Consider the following 19,857-nt stretch of genomic DNA (forward strand, 5'->3'; position numbering starts at 1 on the left):
AGGGGAAATATCAGGTTGTGATACTCCCCCTCCGGTATTTACATTCTTGATGCTATTTATTTCAATGCTACTTTAATAGATTGACTGTAACAATATTCCGATGACTTGTCTGATTTAGCTCCGACACGGGCGTAAAGATAGGATTCATTGAGCAAGCCACTTGGAATCTCAATTTCAGCAGTGTTTTCCTGATTGAGTGAAACTGTATTACCCAACTTCAATTCTGCTTCCTTTTGTTTCTCATCCGTCAGGATACCTGTTCCCAAATAAATACCTACATTCTCCAGATTGGCATCGGCAACTACCTTATTAATAGTAAACCGTGCGGTAACCTTGTTGCCGTTTCTGGCAAAAGATACGTTTCTGACAGAGAAATACGGTGTCACTGGAATATCCTGCACAGTGTTTCCTTTCACTGTAATATAAATTGTGTCATTAGAAGGTCTTTCCCAAGGAGCATTGCCCATACGCACCAATTTATAATCACCATTGAAAAGGGACACGGAATAGCTTCCGTCCTGCGCAACATACACCGGAATAGAGCCATGCAAAGCATAACCATCCTGGAATAAAGCAAACTCTGAACTTCCACTTCTAACCCCTACTGCTTCACCGTCATAAATTGCTCTTCCGGTCAATGTAGCCTTAGGTTCCTCAAAGTTGTCGTAGCTGCAGCTGCTTACTGCCAACAAACAACATATCATAATAAAGAAAGGTATAATCTTTTTCATAATCTCTTATTTTTATTGGAATGGATTCTTCACAATCGTCGGATTGTTATTAATTACATCATCAGCAATGAATGAATAATAGTTAGACTGCTGGAAGGTTCTTGCCACCTTGAAACGTTCGGATTTTGTCTTTACAAAAATGTACTTGTCCTGATCCGATGTTCCCGGTTTTGGTTTAGCAATACGATAAGGATATAAACCGTAAACGATCGCTTTATCGTTATCTGTATTTCCGTTCCAGGTGATATCAGCTATTCTCCATCGTTTCATATCAAAATAACGGTGATCTTCGAAAGCCAGTTCCACACGACGTTCGTTCTGAATCTTTTCTATTGTCAGGCTTGTCAGGCTGTTGGCCGGGAAACCGGCACGCTGACGCAAGCGGTTGATGTAGGGTAAAGCTGTCGGCTCGTCATTCAATTCGAAAGCAGCTTCGGCAGCATTCAAATAGATTTCACCCAGACGGAACCAAGGCCACCAGTTTTCAGCGTAGTTACGGAGAGTATAACCGGATGCCTCACTGATAAACTTACGGGTATAAAATCCGGTATTGCTCACGTTAGGACTATTAGTCTGGGGACCATCCTGGCCGACAAAAGTTTTATTATCGTCATAAGCACTTCCCAATTTCGAATCTGTCAGTAAATCATAAGAACCCGTTTTATCATTCCATACCGCTACTCCTGCCTGAATATCTACATCCTGATTTCTGAACTTTGAACCCGGATAGACAATCGTACCATACAAACGTGCATCTTTATTAGCAAAGATATCGCTCGGAGTATCATATACTACATAATCATCACCATTCTTATAATGTAAAGTACCCGAAGTTCCATCCAAATAATCAAATGCTTCTACCAATCCTAACGACGGACCGATGCAAGAAGAATTATCATTATCTTCTCTCAAAGAATGGACTACATTATCATAACCGAAGCTATGCACTTTCAAAGGATTCTTATAATCTTTCACCCAAATAGCCTCCTTATTCAGTGTCTTGTCCATAAACATCTTATAGAAGTTCACTCCTCTATCCGACTCTTTCTCATAAAGCTCATATCCGCCTTTTGTGATAATTTCTTGCGAAGCAGCCAACGACTTCCGATAATAATCGTCTGCCATATCGGCCGGAATACCCACTTCTCCGCCAGACGTTACAATATTAGGAGTTTTCAGCGCATTGTATTTGGCAATAGAACCGGCATACAACATAGCACGGCTTTCCAATGCCAATGCAGTGTAATAGTTGGCACGGCTTTGACTGCCTTTATTTCCTAGTTGCGACTTGATATCTTCACACTCACTATATACAAAATCATAGATCTCATGCTCTTTGGCGCGTGGATTACGTAAGTAAGAAGGATCTCCGCTAAAATCGTACTCCAAAGTAGTTGTAATCAATGGTACACCACCCATACGTCTTACAAGCTCAAAATAAACGTAAGCGCGGATAAAGCGAAATTCAGCTTTGAACTGCAGCTTGGCATCTGCTGAAATATCTGTTCCATATTTGTCAATATTCTCAATAGACATATTGATGTCACGTATCAATCCATAATCCCACCAACGTCCGTAGTCGTTGCCATAACGTAATTCATTACGATAATTCTGGTCCAGCGTGCCACAGTACATAGCATCATCCGTTTCGCACATACCGCCGGTATTGAAGTCACCGTGCAACTGTGGAATACGATTATATAAATTGGCTAGCTGTGATTTAATCATGTTCGGATCGTTCCATACCAACTCATTGGTAAGAATATTTTTGGGATCTCTTTCGAACCAGCTGTCGCCACAACCCGATAACATGGAAGTAAGGACGGCTCCCAACAGAACTATTTTTATAGATTTGCTTTTCATGATAGCGTTCATTTTTTAGTATGTAATATTAAATCCAAGAAGGAATGTACGTTGTTGCGGATATACCACGGCAGCTGCGGCAGTAATTTCAGGATCTACTCCAAACTTACCCACATTGTCGAACGAACACAAGTTAGAAACATTAGCATAAATACGTACCTTCTGTGCACGAATCGGTCTCAACAGTTGTGCCGGCAAGCTATAACCCACTTCCAGATTTTTGATACGGAGATAGCGTACATTGTGCAACCAGAAGTCACTATTCTTATTGTTATAGCTGAATTCACCTTTACGGATGGCCGGATAACGTCCCGGTATCCATTCACTTTCCGGATCGTACAAGTCGGCACGGTGCCAACGGTCTTCCAATAAATAAACCGGTGAGTTTCCGTTACCATGATATGCATTAGCCAATTCATAGTTTTGTCTCCATCCTTGCATAGCACCACCGGAAAGGTCGATATTCAAGTCAATCCCCTTCCACGCCAAACCGATATTACCACCAAACGACATGATAGGCGCCCAGCCTTCCGGATAACCGATAGGACGCTCGTCCATACCATTGATAATACCGTCGCCATTCACATCTTTATAGATAAAGTCACCGGGAAGCAGTGTCCGGTTATTATTTCCATCCAGATTTACCGGATAATTACGAATTTCTTCTTCCGACTGGAACTGGCCAATTACCTGATATCCCCAATAGATACCTCCCCAACGGCCTTCCGCAGAATTGCGGTATTCATCCCAAGAGTTATTAAAACGCGGTTTATAAGTCTCAATGCTCTTGTAACGTGAGAAAGTAAAGTTACCGCTTACGGTATAGTTCAAATCACCGATATGATCGGTCCATGTAACCATACCTTCCGCACCGATATATGCTTGTTTGTTCAAGTTCTCATTAGGCAATGTATATCCCACTTCACTCGGAAGCAATACATCATAACGGGCAGCCGGTACACCGGTAATATCCTTGCGGAAAGCATCGGCTGTAATCTTCAAACGATTATTGAACATAGTCAGGTCAAAACCGATATTCGATGTCGTATTCTTAGTCCAGGATAAGTTAGTAATAGGTAGTCCTCTCTGGTTCAGTCCGGTCACCAGTTCACCATCCAATACTGCATTACCATTATTCCACGTATAACCACTCAAGTAATCGAACAGTTTTACATCCTTCTCTGTACCTGTCTGACCGATAGAAGCACGAATCTTCAAATCATCTACAACCGGTCGCAGCTTTTCAAAAAATTTCTCTTCCGAGATTCTCCAACCTACAGACACACCCGGGAAGAATCCCCAACGGTTATTAGCTGCATAGAGATAAGAACCGTCATAACGAGCCAATAATTCAATCAGATATTTGTGGGCAAAGTCGTAATTGATACGGCCAATCCATCCGGCACGTGCTTCGTAACTCCACTCATCACCGAAACTATTGAGTTCATCAAACTGCAATAACGGCAGATAGTCAGTAGAAGGTTCTGTACCATACGTTTTCTTAGTCCAGTCATAATCAGAAGCTTCATAACCCAAAACCGCCGAAATATTATGGTTTTTAATCTGCTTCGCATAATTCAATTGCAGCTGCATATAACGCGCAGGAACACTACGATCGATTTGACTTCTCCAACGGCCTGTAGCAGGTGTCCCGTTATAAGTATCTTTCTCCTTATCGTATGTATAGATTTGATAAGCATATTGATAACCGTCGAAACGGCTGTTGGTATAATTGTACGAGAACGTAGCTTTTGCAGTCAAACCGAAAGAGAAATCATACTGTGCATAAGCATTGATATTGGCATTACGAGTCAAATTATCCTTGTAACCGGCAATGTCACGACTGAAAGCAGCTGGATTGTAACCATTCTCATGTACATTATTGATATATTCCGGATTATCATTGGCATAAGGGCTTTCGATAGGCTGCATTTTGAACATAGCCAATATAGCCGAATAATAACCGTCACCACCCGGCAAACCTACGTCTTCACTCTTTTCATACTTACCGCTAATCTGTGCACCTATTGTAAAACGGTCTGTTATCTTAGTATCAATATTCAACTGAAGATTGGTACGCTCATATTTAAAGTCAGGCATCATCGCATCTTGTCCGGTATGAGCTACAGAAAGATAATAGTTGGTCTTTTCAGAGCCACCTGTCACATTCGCATTGATGTGGTATTGAGGTACATTTTTTCTCATTACCATATCATAATAGTCATAGCTCTTATATCCCGGTTCGGTACCAGCTTCCCATTTAGCAAGTTCCTCGGGACTATATAATTTGCTTGGATCTTCACCTCTATTCTGTGCTGCTTCAGCCAAACCTCTTACATATTGTCCTGCATTTGCCAATTCAGGGAAACGGGTCAGATTCTGCCAACCATAGTATCCATTTACATTGATGCTTACTTTATCATTCTTTTTACCTTTCTTGGTGGTTACTAAAACTACACCATTTGATGCACGCAAACCGTAAATAGCAGCAGAAGCATCCTTCAAGACTGTGATACTCTCGATATCCTCGATATTCAGAGCATTAAACACATCGCTACCGGAAACATCCGATGCCTGCAACCAGTCACGGCTATTCATTCCACCATAAGGAATACCGTCAATTACAAACAGGGGGCTACCCATATTACGGATTTCAAGATTGATACCTCTACCCGGACGGGCATCCACAGCACGTGTAGACACACCTGCTATCTTACCGGATAAGGCTCCCGCAGTAGTCGTAGAAACAGAACGCGTCAACGCAGCAGACTTAACATCACTGATGGCTCCGGTTAAACTTTTCTTGGTTTGTGTACCATAGCCCACCACCACAACTTCATCCAAAGTTTCCGTATCTTCTTCAAGAACGATTTGAAGATGTGTCTTTCCATCTATCTTCACCTCTTTAGTCTTATAACCGATAAATGAAATTGCCAATGTGGCATTTTTATCATCTACATTAATTGTGAAGTTACCATCGATATCAGTAATGGTTCCATTAGAAGTTCCTTTGACAGTAACATTGGCACCAATGATATCCTCCCCTCTCACATCAGCCACATGTCCTGTAACTTGTGTTTGTGCAAATGCTGCAGCTGACAGAAGCAACTGTACGACACACATGCATAAGATTCTTACATACCTCATAAATTAGAATTTAAAGATTAAACATTTATTGTTGTTTTTTCCGATGCAAATATAGAGTATTGATATAAATGAAATAAGCAAAAATCATGCAGAAGAGCTATGCAAATCGTGCAATGAACGATTTACATACTCTAAATAAAATATTTATTCTTATTTTTGAGCTGATAATTGAAACAAATAAGCACGAGTTATGAAAAAACACATTGCTTCTACTGTATTTTTATCCTTGTTGTCCATTCTTCAATTGACAGCCCAGTCTCATTCTGTAAAACGACTGGGGATAGAACAAGGATTATCCAATAATTATGTAGTCAGTATTACACAAGATAAACAAGGCTTTTTATGGTTTGCTACAGAAGAAGGACTTAATAAATTTGACGGCACCCGCTTCATTACTTATTATAAAAATGATTTGCCACATAACAATCAGGGAATCACCGGCAACGAACTCAACCGGGTGTATGCTGATTCCAAACGTCCCATCATTTGGATAGCCACTCAACGAGACGGACTAAATGCATACAATTATGACGAACAAACATTTACCGCCTACCAACATAACCCGGAAAATCCACACAGCCTGATTACCAATGATGTAACGGATATCTCTCCTTCCACCCAAAACGATGATGGTTTATGGGTCAGCACCTATTATAGAGGTATAGAATATCTAAATATTAATAATGGGCAATTCACACATTATAATAAGAGTACGGTGCCTAGTCTGCCCTCCAATCAGACATGGACAGTATTGGACGGAGGAGACAACAATTTGTATATCGGCCATGTTGGAAGCGGATTCAGTATTTTTTCTCTCAAAGACAAAAGCGTAAAGAATTTCCAGAATGAAACGGGAAATCCGGCAAGTTTGCCCGGTAATGATGTGTTTTGTATCATAAAAGATACAAACGGTAACATCTGGTTAGGAACAAATAATGGATTGGCTCTATATAATGCTGCTAATGAAAACTTTATCACATTCAGAAATAATAAGAATGACAAGTATGCTACTTTATGCAGTCGCATATTATCTATCCGGCAATTAAAAGATAATAGGCTCTGGATTGCTTCAGAGCTCAATGGTATTGCCATATTAAACCTGAAACAGGGTATGTTTCTCTCGCCAGAGGAGCTTTCTATTGAATACATACAGGAGGGTGATGATAGTCGAAGCCTCTCTAATGCAAGCGCTCGATGTATATTCCAGGATTCTTTCGACAATGTCTGGATAGGAACATGGGGAGGAGGCATCAACTTTATCAGTAGTAAACCTCCTTTATTTACCACGTTAAGTTATTCCCCGATTCCAAACAATGAAAACAGCCTGAACAACAAAGTAGCCAGCAGTCTTTGTATAGACAGACAAGGCCGGGTTTGGATCGGAACAGATGGAGGAGGTATTAATGTTTTTGAAGGAGAAAAACGTATTGCCATTTATAAAAAAGAGAGTGGAGATATTCCTTCGAATTTTATATTAGCTTCTTTACAGGATTCAAAAGGGAATTTATGGTTCGGTTCCTACCAAGGGGGAATCAGCTATTATGATAGCCGGAACAAAAGATTCCGTTCCATCTCCCTCACGGGACAATCTAATCTAGACGTACGTACGATCTATGAAGATGGCCAACATAACATTTGGGTAGGATATAGTGGAGGAATTGTTGTATTGAACCCTCTAACCATGAAGATTATCCAGCATTACAATACAGATAACAGCGAACTGCACAGTGATTTTATACGTTCTATAGCTCAAGATGAGAAAGGACGTTTTTGGATTGGAACTTTCGGAGACGGACTTGGCATATATACCCCGGACTTACAGAAAATCAAGACGTTCACTCAAAGAGATGGCTTTTGTTCTAACACCATCAATCAGATCATACAGGATAAACAAAAAAGAATGTGGATAGGAACGGGGGAAGGATTAGTTTGTTTCCTGTCGACTAATGAACTGAATTACAAAACTTACCAACGAAAAGATGGCTTAATCAATACCAATATCTGTGCAATAACAGAAGATAAAAAAGGGAATATCTGGTTTAGCAATAATAAAGGTATCAGTTGCTATGTTACGGATAAAGACTGTTTTTATAACTATGGCCACTCTGACGATGTTCCGGCAGGAAGCTTCTCAAGTGGTTGTGTAACACAAGGCAAGAATGGACAGATTTATTTCGGTTCTATCAATGGAGTATGTTGTTTCAATCCTGACATTACCATGAATGAACAACCGGCCCCGGCAGCGGTTGTCACAGAGATGAAAATACTGGGACGGTTGAGTAATCCGGAAAACAATGATATGATTATCAATCTCTCCAAGGGACAAAACGTTGAATTGAGTCATGCACAAAATAGCTTCGGAGTGAGGTTCAACGTCCAAAACTATTCTCTCGTCAATCAAGTAGAGTATGTTTATATGCTGAAAGGACTCGAAAACTCGTGGTACACCGTCAATGAAAGTAACAATGTCACTTTCCGCAACATTCCCCCGGGAAAATATGAATTCTTCATCAAAGCGCGAGTACATAATCAGGAATGGCCGGAAGAAGCCACTTCCCTGACGATCCGTATCAATCCTCCTCTCTGGTTGACGTGGTGGGCAAAACTTATCTACATCCTGGCATCTATCAGCATCATTTATCTTATCTTGCATGCTTACAAAAAGAAGTTAGATCTGGAAAGTCTTTATACTTTGGAAAAGAAAAACCACGAGCAGGAACAGGAATTAAATCAGGAACGCTTGCGTTTCTATACCAATATCACCCATGAGCTACGTACCCCTCTGACCTTAATCCTCGGTCCTCTCGAAGATATGCAGAAAGAGGCATCGCTTCCTGCAAAACAAACCCAGAAACTATCAGTTATCCATCAGAGCGCGCTACGATTGCTCAATCTGATTAATCAGATTCTGGAATTCCGAAAAACAGAAACACAAAACAAGAAATTGTGTGTCAGCAAAGGGAACATTGCCCCTCTGATTTATGAAATAGGGCTTAAATACAAAGAATTAAATCAGAATACCAAAATTGATTTCCGGATTCAGATAGAAAAAGAAGAAATGTTTCTTTTCTTCGATAAAGAAATCATCACGATTGTTTTGGACAATCTGATTTCCAATGCTATCAAATATACGGAACAAGGGCGCGTAACGCTAAGTTTGCATCAGACCATGCGCAATGAGGTAGCTTATACGGAAATTAAAGTCAGTGATACAGGGTACGGAATTTCCGCCGAGGCCCTGCCACATATTTTCGACCGCTATTATCAGGAAAGCGGTAAACATCAGGCATCCGGTACAGGTATCGGGCTGGCTTTAGTGAAGAATCTCGTCACCTTACATGAAGGGGAAATCCTTGCAGAAAGTGTCCAAAATGAGGGAAGTACGTTCTATATCAGTTTACTGACGGATAACATCTACCCCAATGCCTTACATGCAGATTCTACAGAACCGGTTCAAGAGGAGATGAATCAGAATACGGAGCTGGAATATTCACAAGAAGCGACATTAGATACCGGTAAACCAATCCTATTGATTGTAGAAGACAATGAAGAAATACAGAAATACATAGTTGAATCTTTCACCGACTCGTTCGAGGTAATCACGGCCAACAACGGAGAAGAAGGAAAACAACAAGCCCTTAGCCGTATCCCCGATATTGTAGTCAGTGACATTATGATGCCTGTGATGAACGGCATCACTTTATGTAAGCAATTAAAAGATGATGTGCGCACCAGCCATATTCCTATTATCCTGCTGACAGCCAAAGATTCTCTGCAAGATAAAGAAGAAGGATATGAAGTAGGAGCCGATTCTTACCTGACGAAACCTTTCAGTGCTTCTCTGTTACGTAGCCGAATCAATAATCTGCTCGATTCAAGGAAAAAGTTAGTTGCCCAATTCCAGGCGCAATCTACCCCGGGAAATCAAATAGATTTAAGTGAAAAGCGTATAGTAATTGCCGAAGCTTTAAGCAAATTAGATAATGAGTTTATCGAAAAAATTACCCTTTTAATCGAGGAAAACCTTTCTTCAGAGAAGATTGATATTAACTATCTATCCGATAAAATGTGCATGAGCGGTTCCACTCTTTACCGGAAAATGAAAGCCCTTACAGGACTCTCGACCAACGAATATATCCGGAAAGTGAAAATGGAGAATGCAGAACGTTTGCTGCTTGAAGGGAAGTTCAATATCTCTGAAATAGCCTATAAAGTAGGAATGAACAGTACGGGATATTTCCGCCAATGCTTTAAGGAAGAATTTGGTGTCTCTCCTTCAGATTATCTGAAACAAATTAAGCAATCTTGAGAAAGGAAGATGTATCAGAAGTAGAATTTACTTTCATGTTGCTCTGTCATTCAGAACAATAATGAAAAATCTCTTCTGATACCTCCCAATAGGAAATTTAGCGACCTGTGGGGGAGGTCATTTCCTTAATTCTTCAACCATCGCTTTGAGCAATGATTTAGAATCATCCAGTGGCAAATCCATGGCTAAATCCCAACTCATCATGCCTTTCAGTCCTTGCTCCATCGCATAACGGGTCTTAGTGCGGATATTGTCCTGTCCGTCAAACACATATTTCTCTCCCTTATATATTACTTCATTTTGTGCAGGCTCCGTAATCAGTCCCTCTTGTACAAAACTGAAATAAGCCTCTGTCTTCTTCGAATTATCCTTTGTCACACCATAGAAAGGAACCCCCGCCACCAGTTTCTCTTTGGGAATACCATACTTCAGTACCATCTGAATATCCGAATCATATTTCTCTACCGGAAAACGAACCGGTGAAGGACCGTAACATTGGAGTGAAATAAAATCAACGGCTTCAATGGCTTCTTTACTAATCTTATAACAAACAGGATGCAGAGATACACTAAATAGATATTGATCTCCCAGCACCTCCCTCATCTTCACGATAGCCAGGCTATAATCTTTGTATTCTTTCTCATTCTCCGCCCACTCAAAATCAAGATCAATGCCATCCAGCTTATTCTTTTCCAGTACAGTCTTTATGTTCTTTGCAAATGCCGTACGAGCAGCCTCATCAGCCACCATCGCTTTCCATTCGCCACTGGAAGCTCCCAGACGTATTTTCGCTTTTGTACCTTTTACTTTTGCACGAACCGATTTAATCAATCCTTCCCAAGTTGTCACCCCTTTTCCTTGAAATGCACGCGGATTTTCAAATGAAAGTGTTCCATCTTTATTAGGATGAACATTCAAGAAAATAAGGTCGTCACTTGCCCGCAGACTTTCAGTTGCGACACGTCCCCGATTGTAAAAATTTCCACGCACATAAGAACTCACTAAATAATCTTGTTGTGCAAATAACGATAATCCTACAAATAAAAAAAGGAAGAATACAATTTTCCTTAGCATTAACATAATGATTGATAATTAATGAATTTAGACCACAAAAATACACATAACAAACAGGAATGGATGTTCAATAATTACTATAATACTTCCAAAAATCAACATAAAGTTTTCTCAATAACAGAAAAGCAGGCTCATAGGCTGACAAGATTCTTTTTTAGTTTTTACACTTCTGATGCTAAGCATATTTGTTCCACCATAAAGATAATATTATTCAATACCTATTAATTGTGGCTTTTGAGTAAATCCCATTTCGTTAATTCTCAATATCCGTTCAAAAAAGAATTTGCTGATAAGTGATTGAGGACACTCTTTTACTCTATTATAGTTATTTAAATTCCAATGATCATTTTGAGCTCTTTCTCCTAAACTTTGCATATACCCAATAATTGAATTAGCTGCATGATTGTTTGCTACACAGTGTTCTTCTTTAAATCTTAGTGCTTTATTTGTGGCAGTGTAAATGAGGTGATAAATTTGCCCGACAGAAAATTCATTCAATAGGTCGTTTAGTACCCCATTCGTTTTATCACCTACTTTGTAGGTAATATTGAACATCGTTTCTATGTTATGCAGGAGATATTCTAGGCATTCATTTAAGGCTATTTTTCGCCATAGACAGTATGTTTCATAGCCATTCGTTTTGGGAGTAGGATTAATAAGTGAATCTATAAGCATCACCTTTTCTAATAAGCGCACTCAAGATTAAGTTGCCAATATACTTTATTTGAATAGAATGAATAGTTTCTATTTTCAAAATCTATATCAGTAAAACACTCAAAATCTGTCTCTGGGTATATTTTTATAATATTGTTTTGATAAAGCATATTTGTTATATCTTTCGACAGCACTGGAGTGGGGGCTATGGGGGTGCGAAATTGGCTGAATGGCTTAATAAAATTATATCCTTCATCAATTCCTTCTCGCAAAATAGCTCCGATATAGACTCTTTCTTCAAAAGATAATGTGTCTATATCTCTTTCTTGTTTTTGTTTGAAATAAAGTACTTCCCGGATAAACTGCTCTTTTTCTTGTTTTATTTTTCGTGCTTGTTCATCTTTCTTTTGTTGCTCTTTACGTTTTTCTTCCCTCGCTCTTTCCCTACAGGTATTGCAGGGACAATATTCATTTTCGGGTTCATGTCCACATTCCGGACAAATTAATTCTGTGTTGAAAGAAGAATAATTGCGGGACAAGTATTGAATTTGTAGCTTATGATTGCAATATAGACACACTTGTTCCGTTTCTATAGCAGGTAATATTTTTCTAAACGATGACGGTTGACAATCTATTTTATATATTTCTATTATATCCTTTATCTTAACGCCGTCATAGTAGTCTTTTATTAGTTTTTCTATTTCATCATCGGACAGATGACTTATCTGGTTGGGTTTTACATATTTCATGATAATTTTATATTTGTCGCCTTATTTTTTATTTACGGCAAAGATAATGCTTTCTTTAAGATTACGGGTGCAAAAATAAAAGAGAATGGACGAAAAATATCCGGAGATGCAGGAATTACCCGAAAAGTGCTATAATAGCTACCATACTCTTTTTAAAAGCCTTTCAAATTACTTTTCAACTCCTTATTTTCTCAAAGTATTCTCACCGTGATGAGAATTATTCCCCGCTGTACTTCCCTGATAATGTGAAAATAATCTTACCGATCATGATCAATAAGACCTTTTTGTTTTTCACAATAAAGTTGCAATATTTAGTTATAAATTCATTCCACTATATTTAAAGACGACCATACAAAGGCTTCTACCAAAACATAAATAGAAGAAAGAGTTCCATTTTCCGCAAAAAAAGCCTATCTTTGTTCCGTTAAGATAATAAATCACGCATAAGACTCATGCCAGGAGATTCATTTTGCATACAATATACTAACTGTACAGGATGTCCAAAAAATGTTGAGAATATCCTTGTATATAGAAACTTACCTAAAGGAGAGCATATCCCCAAGGATAAGTGTACGCAGAATTGCATGCTTTTTATGATAAAGGGCGAATTACTTATCAATAGCGAAGAGCATCCCGGAATAACGTTACGCGAGAGACAAATTGTTTTGCAAGCTATTGGCTCCAAAGTCGAAATACTGGCACTGACAGATGTTGAATACGTTGTCTACTGGTTCAACGAACTGCCTTTGCTCTGCGAAGAACGGTATAAGGAAATGATGGAACAGGCGGAAGCTCCTTTGACCTACACTCCACTGATTATGAGTGAAAGGCTTTACCACCTTGTCACTAGTATGCCCGAATTCCTCGCTGAAGAAAACCCTTGCAGCAAGTATATCGATTTAAAATGCAAAGAACTGGTTTTCTTGATTACCAACTTCTATCCGCTGCCCCAGCTAGGTTCATTCTTCTATCCAATCAGCACTTATACGGAAAGTTTCCACTATTTCGTCATACAGAATTACAGCAACGTGAAGAACGTAGAAGAATTTGCACATCTGGGAGGATACACGACCACTACTTTCCGCCGCCTTTTCAAAAACCTATATGGTATGCCCGTATATGAATGGATACTGGAAAAGAAACGGGAAGGAATCCTGGAAGACCTGCAACACACCAAAATGCGAATCACTGAAATCTGTAACAGATACGGATTCGACTCCCTGTCGCATTTCGCACACTTCTGTAAAGACTCTTTCGGCGATACCCCACGCGCTTTACGCAAAAAAGCAGCCAGCGGTGAGAAAATCGGAAAGGTACAATAAACAGTCCCATCCTACGAATGTGCCAATCAGTTGCACCATGCATATATACTGGCTGGCATATTGACACATTGGCGTATTGATCCATTATTAAGGAATTATTTCTTTAATTCCTTGCTCAATCAATCTATTTCCCCTATTTTTGCAGTCCGTAAGAGGTGTAAAACGTCGAAATTTTAGTTCTAACAATTAAATAATTTAAATTCAATCATTTATGTGGTTAAGTAATTCATCTGTAGGAAGGAAAGTGGTGATGAGCGTTACCGGTATCGCCCTTGTCCTGTTTCTAACATTTCACATGGCGATGAACTTGGTTGCGATCATCTCGGCTGATGGTTACAACATGATTTGTGAGTTCCTGGGAGCAAACTGGTATGCATTAGTGGCTACCGCAGGACTGGCTGCTCTTTTCGTAATTCACATTATCTACGCATTCTGGCTGACAATGCAGAATCGCAAAGCGCGTGGTAGCGAACGCTATGCAGTGACAGACAAACCGAAAACTGTAGAATGGGCATCTCAAAACATGTTGGTGCTGGGTCTTATCGTTATCGTAGGTCTTGGTTTGCACCTCTTCAACTTCTGGGCAAAAATGCAGTTGCCGGAACTGATGCACAACATGGGCATGCACGCTGATACATTGACATTGGCTTATGCTGCTAACGGTGCATATCACATTCAGCAGACTTTCTCTTGTCCGGTTTACGTAGTTCTTTACCTTGTTTGGCTGTTTGCTTTGTGGTTCCACCTGACTCACGGTTTCTGGAGTTCAATGCAATCACTGGGATGGAACAACAAAGTATGGATTGATCGTTGGAAATGTATTTCTAACATCTATTCTACAATCGTTGTACTCGGTTTCGCACTGGTAGTAGTGGTATTCTTTGTGAAAACACTTATTTGTGGTGGTGCTTGCTAAATAGTAAATTGTAAATGATTAAATTGTAAATAATATTATGATCAAGATAGATTCAAAAATTCCAGAAGGCCCGGTGGCTGAGAAATGGACCAACTATAAAGCTCACCAGAAATTGGTGAACCCCGCTAATAAACGCCGTTTGGACATCATCGTTGTGGGTACGGGTCTGGCAGGTGCTTCTGCCGCTGCTTCACTTGGTGAAATGGGTTTCAGAGTATTCAATTTCTGTATTCAGGATTCTCCCCGTCGTGCACACTCTATCGCTGCACAGGGTGGTATCAATGCTGCAAAGAATTATCAAAATGACGGTGACTCCGTTTACCGTCTGTTCTACGATACTGTAAAAGGTGGTGACTATCGTGCCCGTGAAGCTAACGTATATCGTCTGGCTGAAGTGTCTAACGCTATCATCGACCAATGTGTAGCACAAGGTGTTCCTTTCGCTCGCGAATATGGTGGTACACTGGACAACCGTTCTTTCGGTGGTGCACAGGTATCCCGTACTTTCTACGCTAAAGGCCAGACTGGTCAGCAGTTGTTGCTGGGTGCTTACTCTGCATTGAGCCGTCAGGTAAACGTAGGTACTGTAAAACTGTACACTCGTTATGAAATGCAAGACGTGGTGATCGTTGACGGACGTGCTCGCGGTATCATCGCTAAAAATCTTGTAACAGGTGAACTGGAACGCTTTGCCGCTCACGCTGTAGTTATCGCTACCGGTGGTTATGGTAATGCTTACTTCCTGTCTACCAACGCTATGGGATGTAACTGTACAGCTGCTATCTCTTGCTACCGCAAGGGTGCTGTATTCGCTAACCCTGCTTACGTTCAGATTCACCCGACCTGTATCCCGGTACACGGTGACAAGCAATCCAAACTGACTTTGATGTCTGAATCTCTCCGTAACGACGGTCGCATCTGGGTTCCGAAGAAAAAAGAAGATGCTGTGAAACTTCAGAAAGGCGAAATCAAAGGAAGTGATATTCCTGAAGAAGACCGCGACTATTACTTGGAACGCCGCTATCCGGCATTCGGTAACCTGGTTCCGCGTGACGTTGCCAGCCGTGCTGCTAAAGAACGTTGCGACGCAGGTTTCGGTGTAAACAACACTGGTTTAGCCGTATTCCTTGATTTCTCTGAAGCTATCAACCGCTTGGGTATCGACATCGTTCTCCAACGTTATGGTAACCTCTTCGATATGTATGAAGAAATCACTGACGTTAATCCGGGAGAACTGGCAAAAGAAATTAATGGCGTAAAATATTATAATCCGATGATGATTTATCCGGCTATCCACTATACAATGGGTGGTATCTGGGTAGACTACGAACTGCAAACCACTATCAAGGGTCTGTTCGCTATCGGTGAATGTAACTTCTCCGACCACGGTGCAAACCGCCTCGGTGCTTCTGCATTGATGCAAGGTTTGGCTGACGGTTACTTCGTATTGCCTTATACAATCCAAAATTATCTGGCAGATCAAATCACTGTTCCTCGTTTCTCTACTGATCTTCCTGAATTTGCTGAAGCAGAAAAGGCAGTTCAAGCTAAGATCGACAAGTTCATGAGCATCCAGGGTAAAGAATCTGTTGATTCTATCCACAAGAAACTGGGTCATGTTATGTGGGAATATGTAGGTATGGGACGTACGGCAGAAGGCTTGAAGAAAGGTATTGCCGAACTGAAAGAAATCCGCAAGGAATTCGAAACGAATCTGTTTATCCCCGGTTCTAAAGAAGGTATGAACGTAGAGCTTGACAAAGCAATCCGTCTGTACGACTTCATCACAATGGGTGAGCTTGTTGCTTACGATGCATTGAACCGTAACGAAAGTTGTGGTGGTCACTTCCGTGAAGAATACCAGACTGAAGAAGGAGAAGCTAAACGTGATGACGAAAACTTCTTCTATGTAGCATGCTGGGAATATCAAGGTGACGATGAAAAAGCTCCGGTGTTGTACAAAGAACCCCTGGTATACGAAGCTATCAAGGTTCAAACCCGTAACTACAAGAGCTAATCGGTGAAGTTAAACATTTAAAAGAATTAGAAGAAAATGGATAAAAATATATCATTTACACTGAAGGTATGGCGCCAAGCTGGTCCGAAGGCTAAAGGTGCTTTTGAAACCTACCAAATGAAAGATATCCCCGGCGATACTTCCTTCCTCGAAATGCTGGATATTCTGAACGAACAGCTCATCAGCGAAAGAAAAGAACCGGTAGTATTCGACCACGATTGCCGCGAAGGTATCTGCGGTATGTGTTCTCTTTACATCAATGGACACCCGCACGGTCCTGCAACAGGTGCTACTACTTGTCAGATCTATATGCGTCGTTTCCAGGATGGTGATACGATTACTGTTGAACCTTGGCGTTCGGCCGGTTTCCCTGTAATCAAAGACTTGATGGTAGACCGTACTGCTTATGACAAGATTATGCAAGCTGGTGGTTACGTGAGCGTACGTACAGGTGCTCCGCAGGATGCTAACGCTATCCTGATTCCGAAGCCTATCGCTGACGAAGCTATGGATGCTGCTTCTTGTATCGGTTGTGGTGCTTGTGTAGCTGCATGTAAGAATGGTTCTGCTATGTTGTTCGTTTCTGCAAAAGTTAGCCAGTTGAACTTGCTGCCGCAAGGTAAACCGGAAGCTTTGCGTCGTGCAAAAGCCATGTTGTCAAAGATGGATGAACTGGGATTCGGTAACTGTACAAACACTCGTGCTTGTGAGGCTGAATGTCCGAAGAACATCTCTATCAGCAACATCGCCCGCTTGAACCGTGACTTCATCATCGCAAAATTAAAAGACTAGAAATTGCTAGATTTCGAGAGCGAGAGCTTAATTTGATTAATGACAGAATCCCCTGCCGGCTAGTCCGACAGGGGATTTCTTTATATATGAATGGATCATGATTATTATTAATAATCAGTTATCATGAACGGTTTTGTCCACGCAAATTACGTGGAGAAGCGCCAAAAGATTTCTTACAGAAATTAGAGAAATGAGGTAAGGACTCAAAACCATATTTATAGCATATCTCGGAAATACTATAAGCAGAATTATTCAAGTCATCGAGAATACCCTCTTTACGGCGTGCCAGCATCCATTCATAAACTGGTTCATGAAAGACATTATTGAAAATACGACGGAATGTGCTAAGGGTATATCCTCCTAATTGGGCTAGTTCTTCTACAGTCTTTACTTTCTTATAGTTTTGGATAACAAAGTAGTGGAAACTATTGATGTACTTAGAGAGCGGATGCACCAGACTCGAGAGGTCATAATCAGAATAATAATACCCCAACACAAATGCCAACTCTTTCCGCTTGAGAGACAACAAATCCCGGCAGACTTTATTTCCTTTTAAATAAGTGATGGAACCCTGCAAAAAATATTGTAGTTCAGGAACTATCTTTATTGGGGAATAGATAAGTGGAGGTGATACATCTTTCATTATATGATTGAAACGAGAATCACAAAACAATTCCGGTTGAATAAAACGGTAATAGATGCACTCACATTCGAGCATAGCAAGCATCTCAAATGTAGAATCAATAGCTTGAAGTATAAATTCACCTTCTTTGAGCATGGTACCGGCATATTCCTTACTATTAACCAGCATTTCTCCTTTAATCAAGAAAAGAATAAAATTTTCCTCACACCTCTGAGCTGGTTTATGAAAACCACGCTGATAAATAACATGAGTAATAGCATTGCTCACTGCTTTCGGACATATTTGACAATCCCAAGTTCCTTGACAAATAGATGGCATAAGCTGGCTGTGTTTGTATTTGTTTATGCTGCCAACAAAAATATATGAAAGATTTCATATTGCCATAAAAAAAGGGAAGAAAAGTGAAAAAGAAGTTGCACGAAGAATCTAAAACATATCTAGTTTTGAAAACTGAACTAAATCTCCATATAAAAGATAAATAACCTCACAAGATCTCATACAAAGTTCTGTGTTAATAAAGAAACCCTAGCTCCTCGAAAAGAAGAGCTAGGATTTAAAATATGCTTAACCTAGAAATAATTCTCATTTATGCTAAATCATGGACAGTGCCTATTTTATCATTTAGCAGTCTCCTCTTTTTCGTCTGCAGTATTCCATTCGCTAACCTCTGTATTAAGCCCAACTTTAGCAGCACCGGCAGGTAATGTTAATACATATAGCACATTTTGACCAACTGTCCATTTGGCATCACTAGGAAGAGTTACTTTTTTAGTTCCTGAAAAGACTTCCATCGCACCCTGTTTCGTTGAATATGTTATTGATATAACCTTACCATTTACTTCTTGAGGAAATAGCATCCAAGATGCATTAGTATCAGCCAAAGAATAATAATTCTTATTTTCAACCTTATCTGCTGATTGTTTAACAGCATAACTATATGATGAAGTAGCAGCAGCAGCCAAATTCCATTCACCATTATCTGCATTAAAACTATATTTACCTGTTCCACCTTTAACATCAGCTATACTAACAGCAGTCACTGCATAAGTAAGCAAAGGATCATCAGGAATAAACGCAAAATTTATACGGGTTAGAACATGTTTAAAATCTAGGGTCAGTGTACCATCAGCAACTTTACTCGACTCTGAAGTAACATTAGTTGCATGTGCAACGACCAAATCTTTTTGATCCGCAGGAGTGCCATCAACAGTGAAAGATATTGTAGGGTAGCCAGCGTCAGGAAGAGAATAGGACGTAGGATCTGTCGTTGGGTATGCAAAGAATTGTACTTTTTTTCCTGAACTTATTGATGGCCAATAATACGTTCCTTTATCGGTAGTAGTCCAAGGTGCAGCAGCATTATCTTTCGTATATGAGATTCCATCCATGTATGCAGCTCCTAAAGCATCTGTTCCTTTATAGTCACCATCTGTAATATAAGAACTTACAGTGAACCCTAAAAAGTTATTACTATTTGTATCTGTAGCTCTTGTAGCTTTCCTTACTACTGAAGTAAAATCAATCTTTGTTTGTTGATTCGGCGCCTCAAATTCCTCATTTTGTGAGCAACTCATAATTGCTAAAGCAGCTGTTACTGCCAATAAAATTTTCTTCATAACTGTATTTTTTAAAAGTTTATA

The 19,857-nt window shown here is 40.1% G+C and carries 14 protein-coding genes; 6 read left to right on the forward strand and 8 right to left on the reverse strand.

Going from position 1 to position 19,857, the window contains the following annotated elements; genetic code table 11:
- Positions 1–56: 56 nt before the first annotated feature.
- From H8796_RS04595 to H8796_RS04605, 3 genes are read right to left on the reverse strand one after another with little or no spacing between them, the layout of a single operon-like run.
- On the reverse strand, positions 57–731 hold the full coding sequence (locus H8796_RS04595; protein WP_117932686.1) for a DUF3823 domain-containing protein: 675 nt from the start codon (positions 729–731) through the stop codon (positions 57–59).
- 12 nt (positions 732–743) lie between these two features.
- Positions 744–2,594, reverse strand: a complete 1,851-nt coding sequence (locus tag H8796_RS04600) for a RagB/SusD family nutrient uptake outer membrane protein (protein ID WP_117932927.1) — start codon at positions 2,592–2,594, stop codon at positions 744–746.
- A gap of 15 nt (positions 2,595–2,609) precedes the next feature.
- Positions 2,610–5,741, reverse strand: coding sequence for a TonB-dependent receptor (locus H8796_RS04605; RefSeq protein ID WP_117932684.1), 3,132 nt, complete (start codon positions 5,739–5,741; stop codon positions 2,610–2,612).
- 190 nt (positions 5,742–5,931) lie between these two features.
- Here H8796_RS04605 and H8796_RS04610 point away from each other — a divergent pair, with 190 nt between their 5' ends.
- On the forward strand, positions 5,932–10,050 hold the full coding sequence (locus H8796_RS04610; protein ID WP_117932682.1) for a two-component regulator propeller domain-containing protein: 4,119 nt from the start codon (positions 5,932–5,934) through the stop codon (positions 10,048–10,050).
- Between the two features lie 117 nt (positions 10,051–10,167).
- On the opposite strand, the gene H8796_RS04615 is transcribed toward H8796_RS04610, so the two are convergent.
- From H8796_RS04615 to H8796_RS04625, 3 genes are all read right to left on the reverse strand, one after another.
- Positions 10,168–11,130: a glycoside hydrolase family 18 protein gene (locus H8796_RS04615; RefSeq protein WP_117932680.1), complete on the reverse strand. Its 963-nt coding sequence runs from the start codon at positions 11,128–11,130 to the stop codon at positions 10,168–10,170.
- A gap of 201 nt (positions 11,131–11,331) precedes the next feature.
- Positions 11,332–11,820 (reverse strand): hypothetical protein, encoded by a 489-nt coding sequence (locus tag H8796_RS04620; RefSeq protein ID WP_147340091.1) that lies wholly within the window; start codon positions 11,818–11,820, stop codon positions 11,332–11,334.
- Positions 11,808–12,527, reverse strand: coding sequence for a hypothetical protein (locus H8796_RS04625; RefSeq protein WP_117932676.1), 720 nt, complete (start codon positions 12,525–12,527; stop codon positions 11,808–11,810). The genes H8796_RS04620 and H8796_RS04625 overlap by 13 nt, the downstream gene beginning before the upstream one ends.
- 452 nt (positions 12,528–12,979) lie before the next feature.
- Between H8796_RS04625 and H8796_RS04630 the strand changes: the two genes are divergently transcribed.
- The 4 genes from H8796_RS04630 to H8796_RS04645 all read left to right on the forward strand — a co-directional run bounded on the left by H8796_RS04630 (position 12,980) and on the right by H8796_RS04645 (position 17,574).
- Positions 12,980–13,849, forward strand: coding sequence for an AraC family transcriptional regulator (locus H8796_RS04630; protein ID WP_004324016.1), 870 nt, complete (start codon positions 12,980–12,982; stop codon positions 13,847–13,849).
- A gap of 211 nt (positions 13,850–14,060) precedes the next feature.
- On the forward strand, positions 14,061–14,765 hold the full coding sequence (locus tag H8796_RS04635; protein WP_004324017.1) for a succinate dehydrogenase/fumarate reductase cytochrome b subunit: 705 nt from the start codon (positions 14,061–14,063) through the stop codon (positions 14,763–14,765).
- 37 nt (positions 14,766–14,802) lie between these two features.
- Positions 14,803–16,782 (forward strand): fumarate reductase/succinate dehydrogenase flavoprotein subunit, encoded by a 1,980-nt coding sequence (locus tag H8796_RS04640; RefSeq protein ID WP_004324018.1) that lies wholly within the window; start codon positions 14,803–14,805, stop codon positions 16,780–16,782.
- Positions 16,783–16,818: 36 nt separating this feature from the next.
- Positions 16,819–17,574, forward strand: coding sequence for a succinate dehydrogenase/fumarate reductase iron-sulfur subunit (locus H8796_RS04645; protein ID WP_004324019.1), 756 nt, complete (start codon positions 16,819–16,821; stop codon positions 17,572–17,574).
- Between the two features lie 121 nt (positions 17,575–17,695).
- On the opposite strand, the gene H8796_RS25585 is transcribed toward H8796_RS04645, so the two are convergent.
- Positions 17,696–18,028: an AraC family transcriptional regulator gene (locus H8796_RS25585; protein ID WP_366513000.1), complete on the reverse strand. Its 333-nt coding sequence runs from the start codon at positions 18,026–18,028 to the stop codon at positions 17,696–17,698.
- Here H8796_RS25585 and H8796_RS25590 point away from each other — a divergent pair.
- Positions 17,993–18,130 carry a hypothetical protein gene (locus H8796_RS25590; protein ID WP_366512999.1) on the forward strand — a complete coding sequence of 46 codons (138 nt, stop codon included), beginning with the start codon at positions 17,993–17,995 and terminating at the stop codon, positions 18,128–18,130. The genes H8796_RS25585 and H8796_RS25590 overlap by 36 nt on opposite strands.
- 704 nt (positions 18,131–18,834) lie before the next feature.
- Here H8796_RS25590 and H8796_RS04655 read toward each other — a convergent pair.
- A complete protein-coding gene (locus H8796_RS04655) occupies positions 18,835–19,833 on the reverse strand; it encodes a fimbrillin family protein (RefSeq protein WP_117932674.1) in 999 nt (332 codons plus the stop codon).
- Positions 19,834–19,857: the final 24 nt, after the last annotated feature.

The organism is Bacteroides sp. M10 (genome assembly GCF_014334015.1).
In the GTDB taxonomy this organism is placed as follows: Bacteria; Bacteroidota; Bacteroidia; order Bacteroidales; family Bacteroidaceae; genus Bacteroides; species Bacteroides intestinigallinarum.

Coding starts and splice junctions, on each gene's coding strand:
- H8796_RS04595 (WP_117932686.1), bottom strand. CDS start 731: ATGAAAAAGATTATACCTTTCTTTATTATGATATGTTGTTTGTTGGCA.
- H8796_RS04600 (WP_117932927.1), bottom strand. CDS start 2,594: ATGAAAAGCAAATCTATAAAAATAGTTCTGTTGGGAGCCGTCCTTACT.
- H8796_RS04605 (WP_117932684.1), bottom strand. CDS start 5,741: ATGAGGTATGTAAGAATCTTATGCATGTGTGTCGTACAGTTGCTTCTG.
- H8796_RS04610 (WP_117932682.1), top strand. CDS start 5,932: ATGAAAAAACACATTGCTTCTACTGTATTTTTATCCTTGTTGTCCATT.
- H8796_RS04615 (WP_117932680.1), bottom strand. CDS start 11,130: ATGTTAATGCTAAGGAAAATTGTATTCTTCCTTTTTTTATTTGTAGGA.
- H8796_RS04625 (WP_117932676.1), bottom strand. CDS start 12,527: ATGAAATATGTAAAACCCAACCAGATAAGTCATCTGTCCGATGATGAA.
- H8796_RS04630 (WP_004324016.1), top strand. CDS start 12,980: ATGCCAGGAGATTCATTTTGCATACAATATACTAACTGTACAGGATGT.
- H8796_RS04635 (WP_004324017.1), top strand. CDS start 14,061: ATGTGGTTAAGTAATTCATCTGTAGGAAGGAAAGTGGTGATGAGCGTT.
- H8796_RS04640 (WP_004324018.1), top strand. CDS start 14,803: ATGATCAAGATAGATTCAAAAATTCCAGAAGGCCCGGTGGCTGAGAAA.
- H8796_RS04645 (WP_004324019.1), top strand. CDS start 16,819: ATGGATAAAAATATATCATTTACACTGAAGGTATGGCGCCAAGCTGGT.
- H8796_RS04655 (WP_117932674.1), bottom strand. CDS start 19,833: ATGAAGAAAATTTTATTGGCAGTAACAGCTGCTTTAGCAATTATGAGT.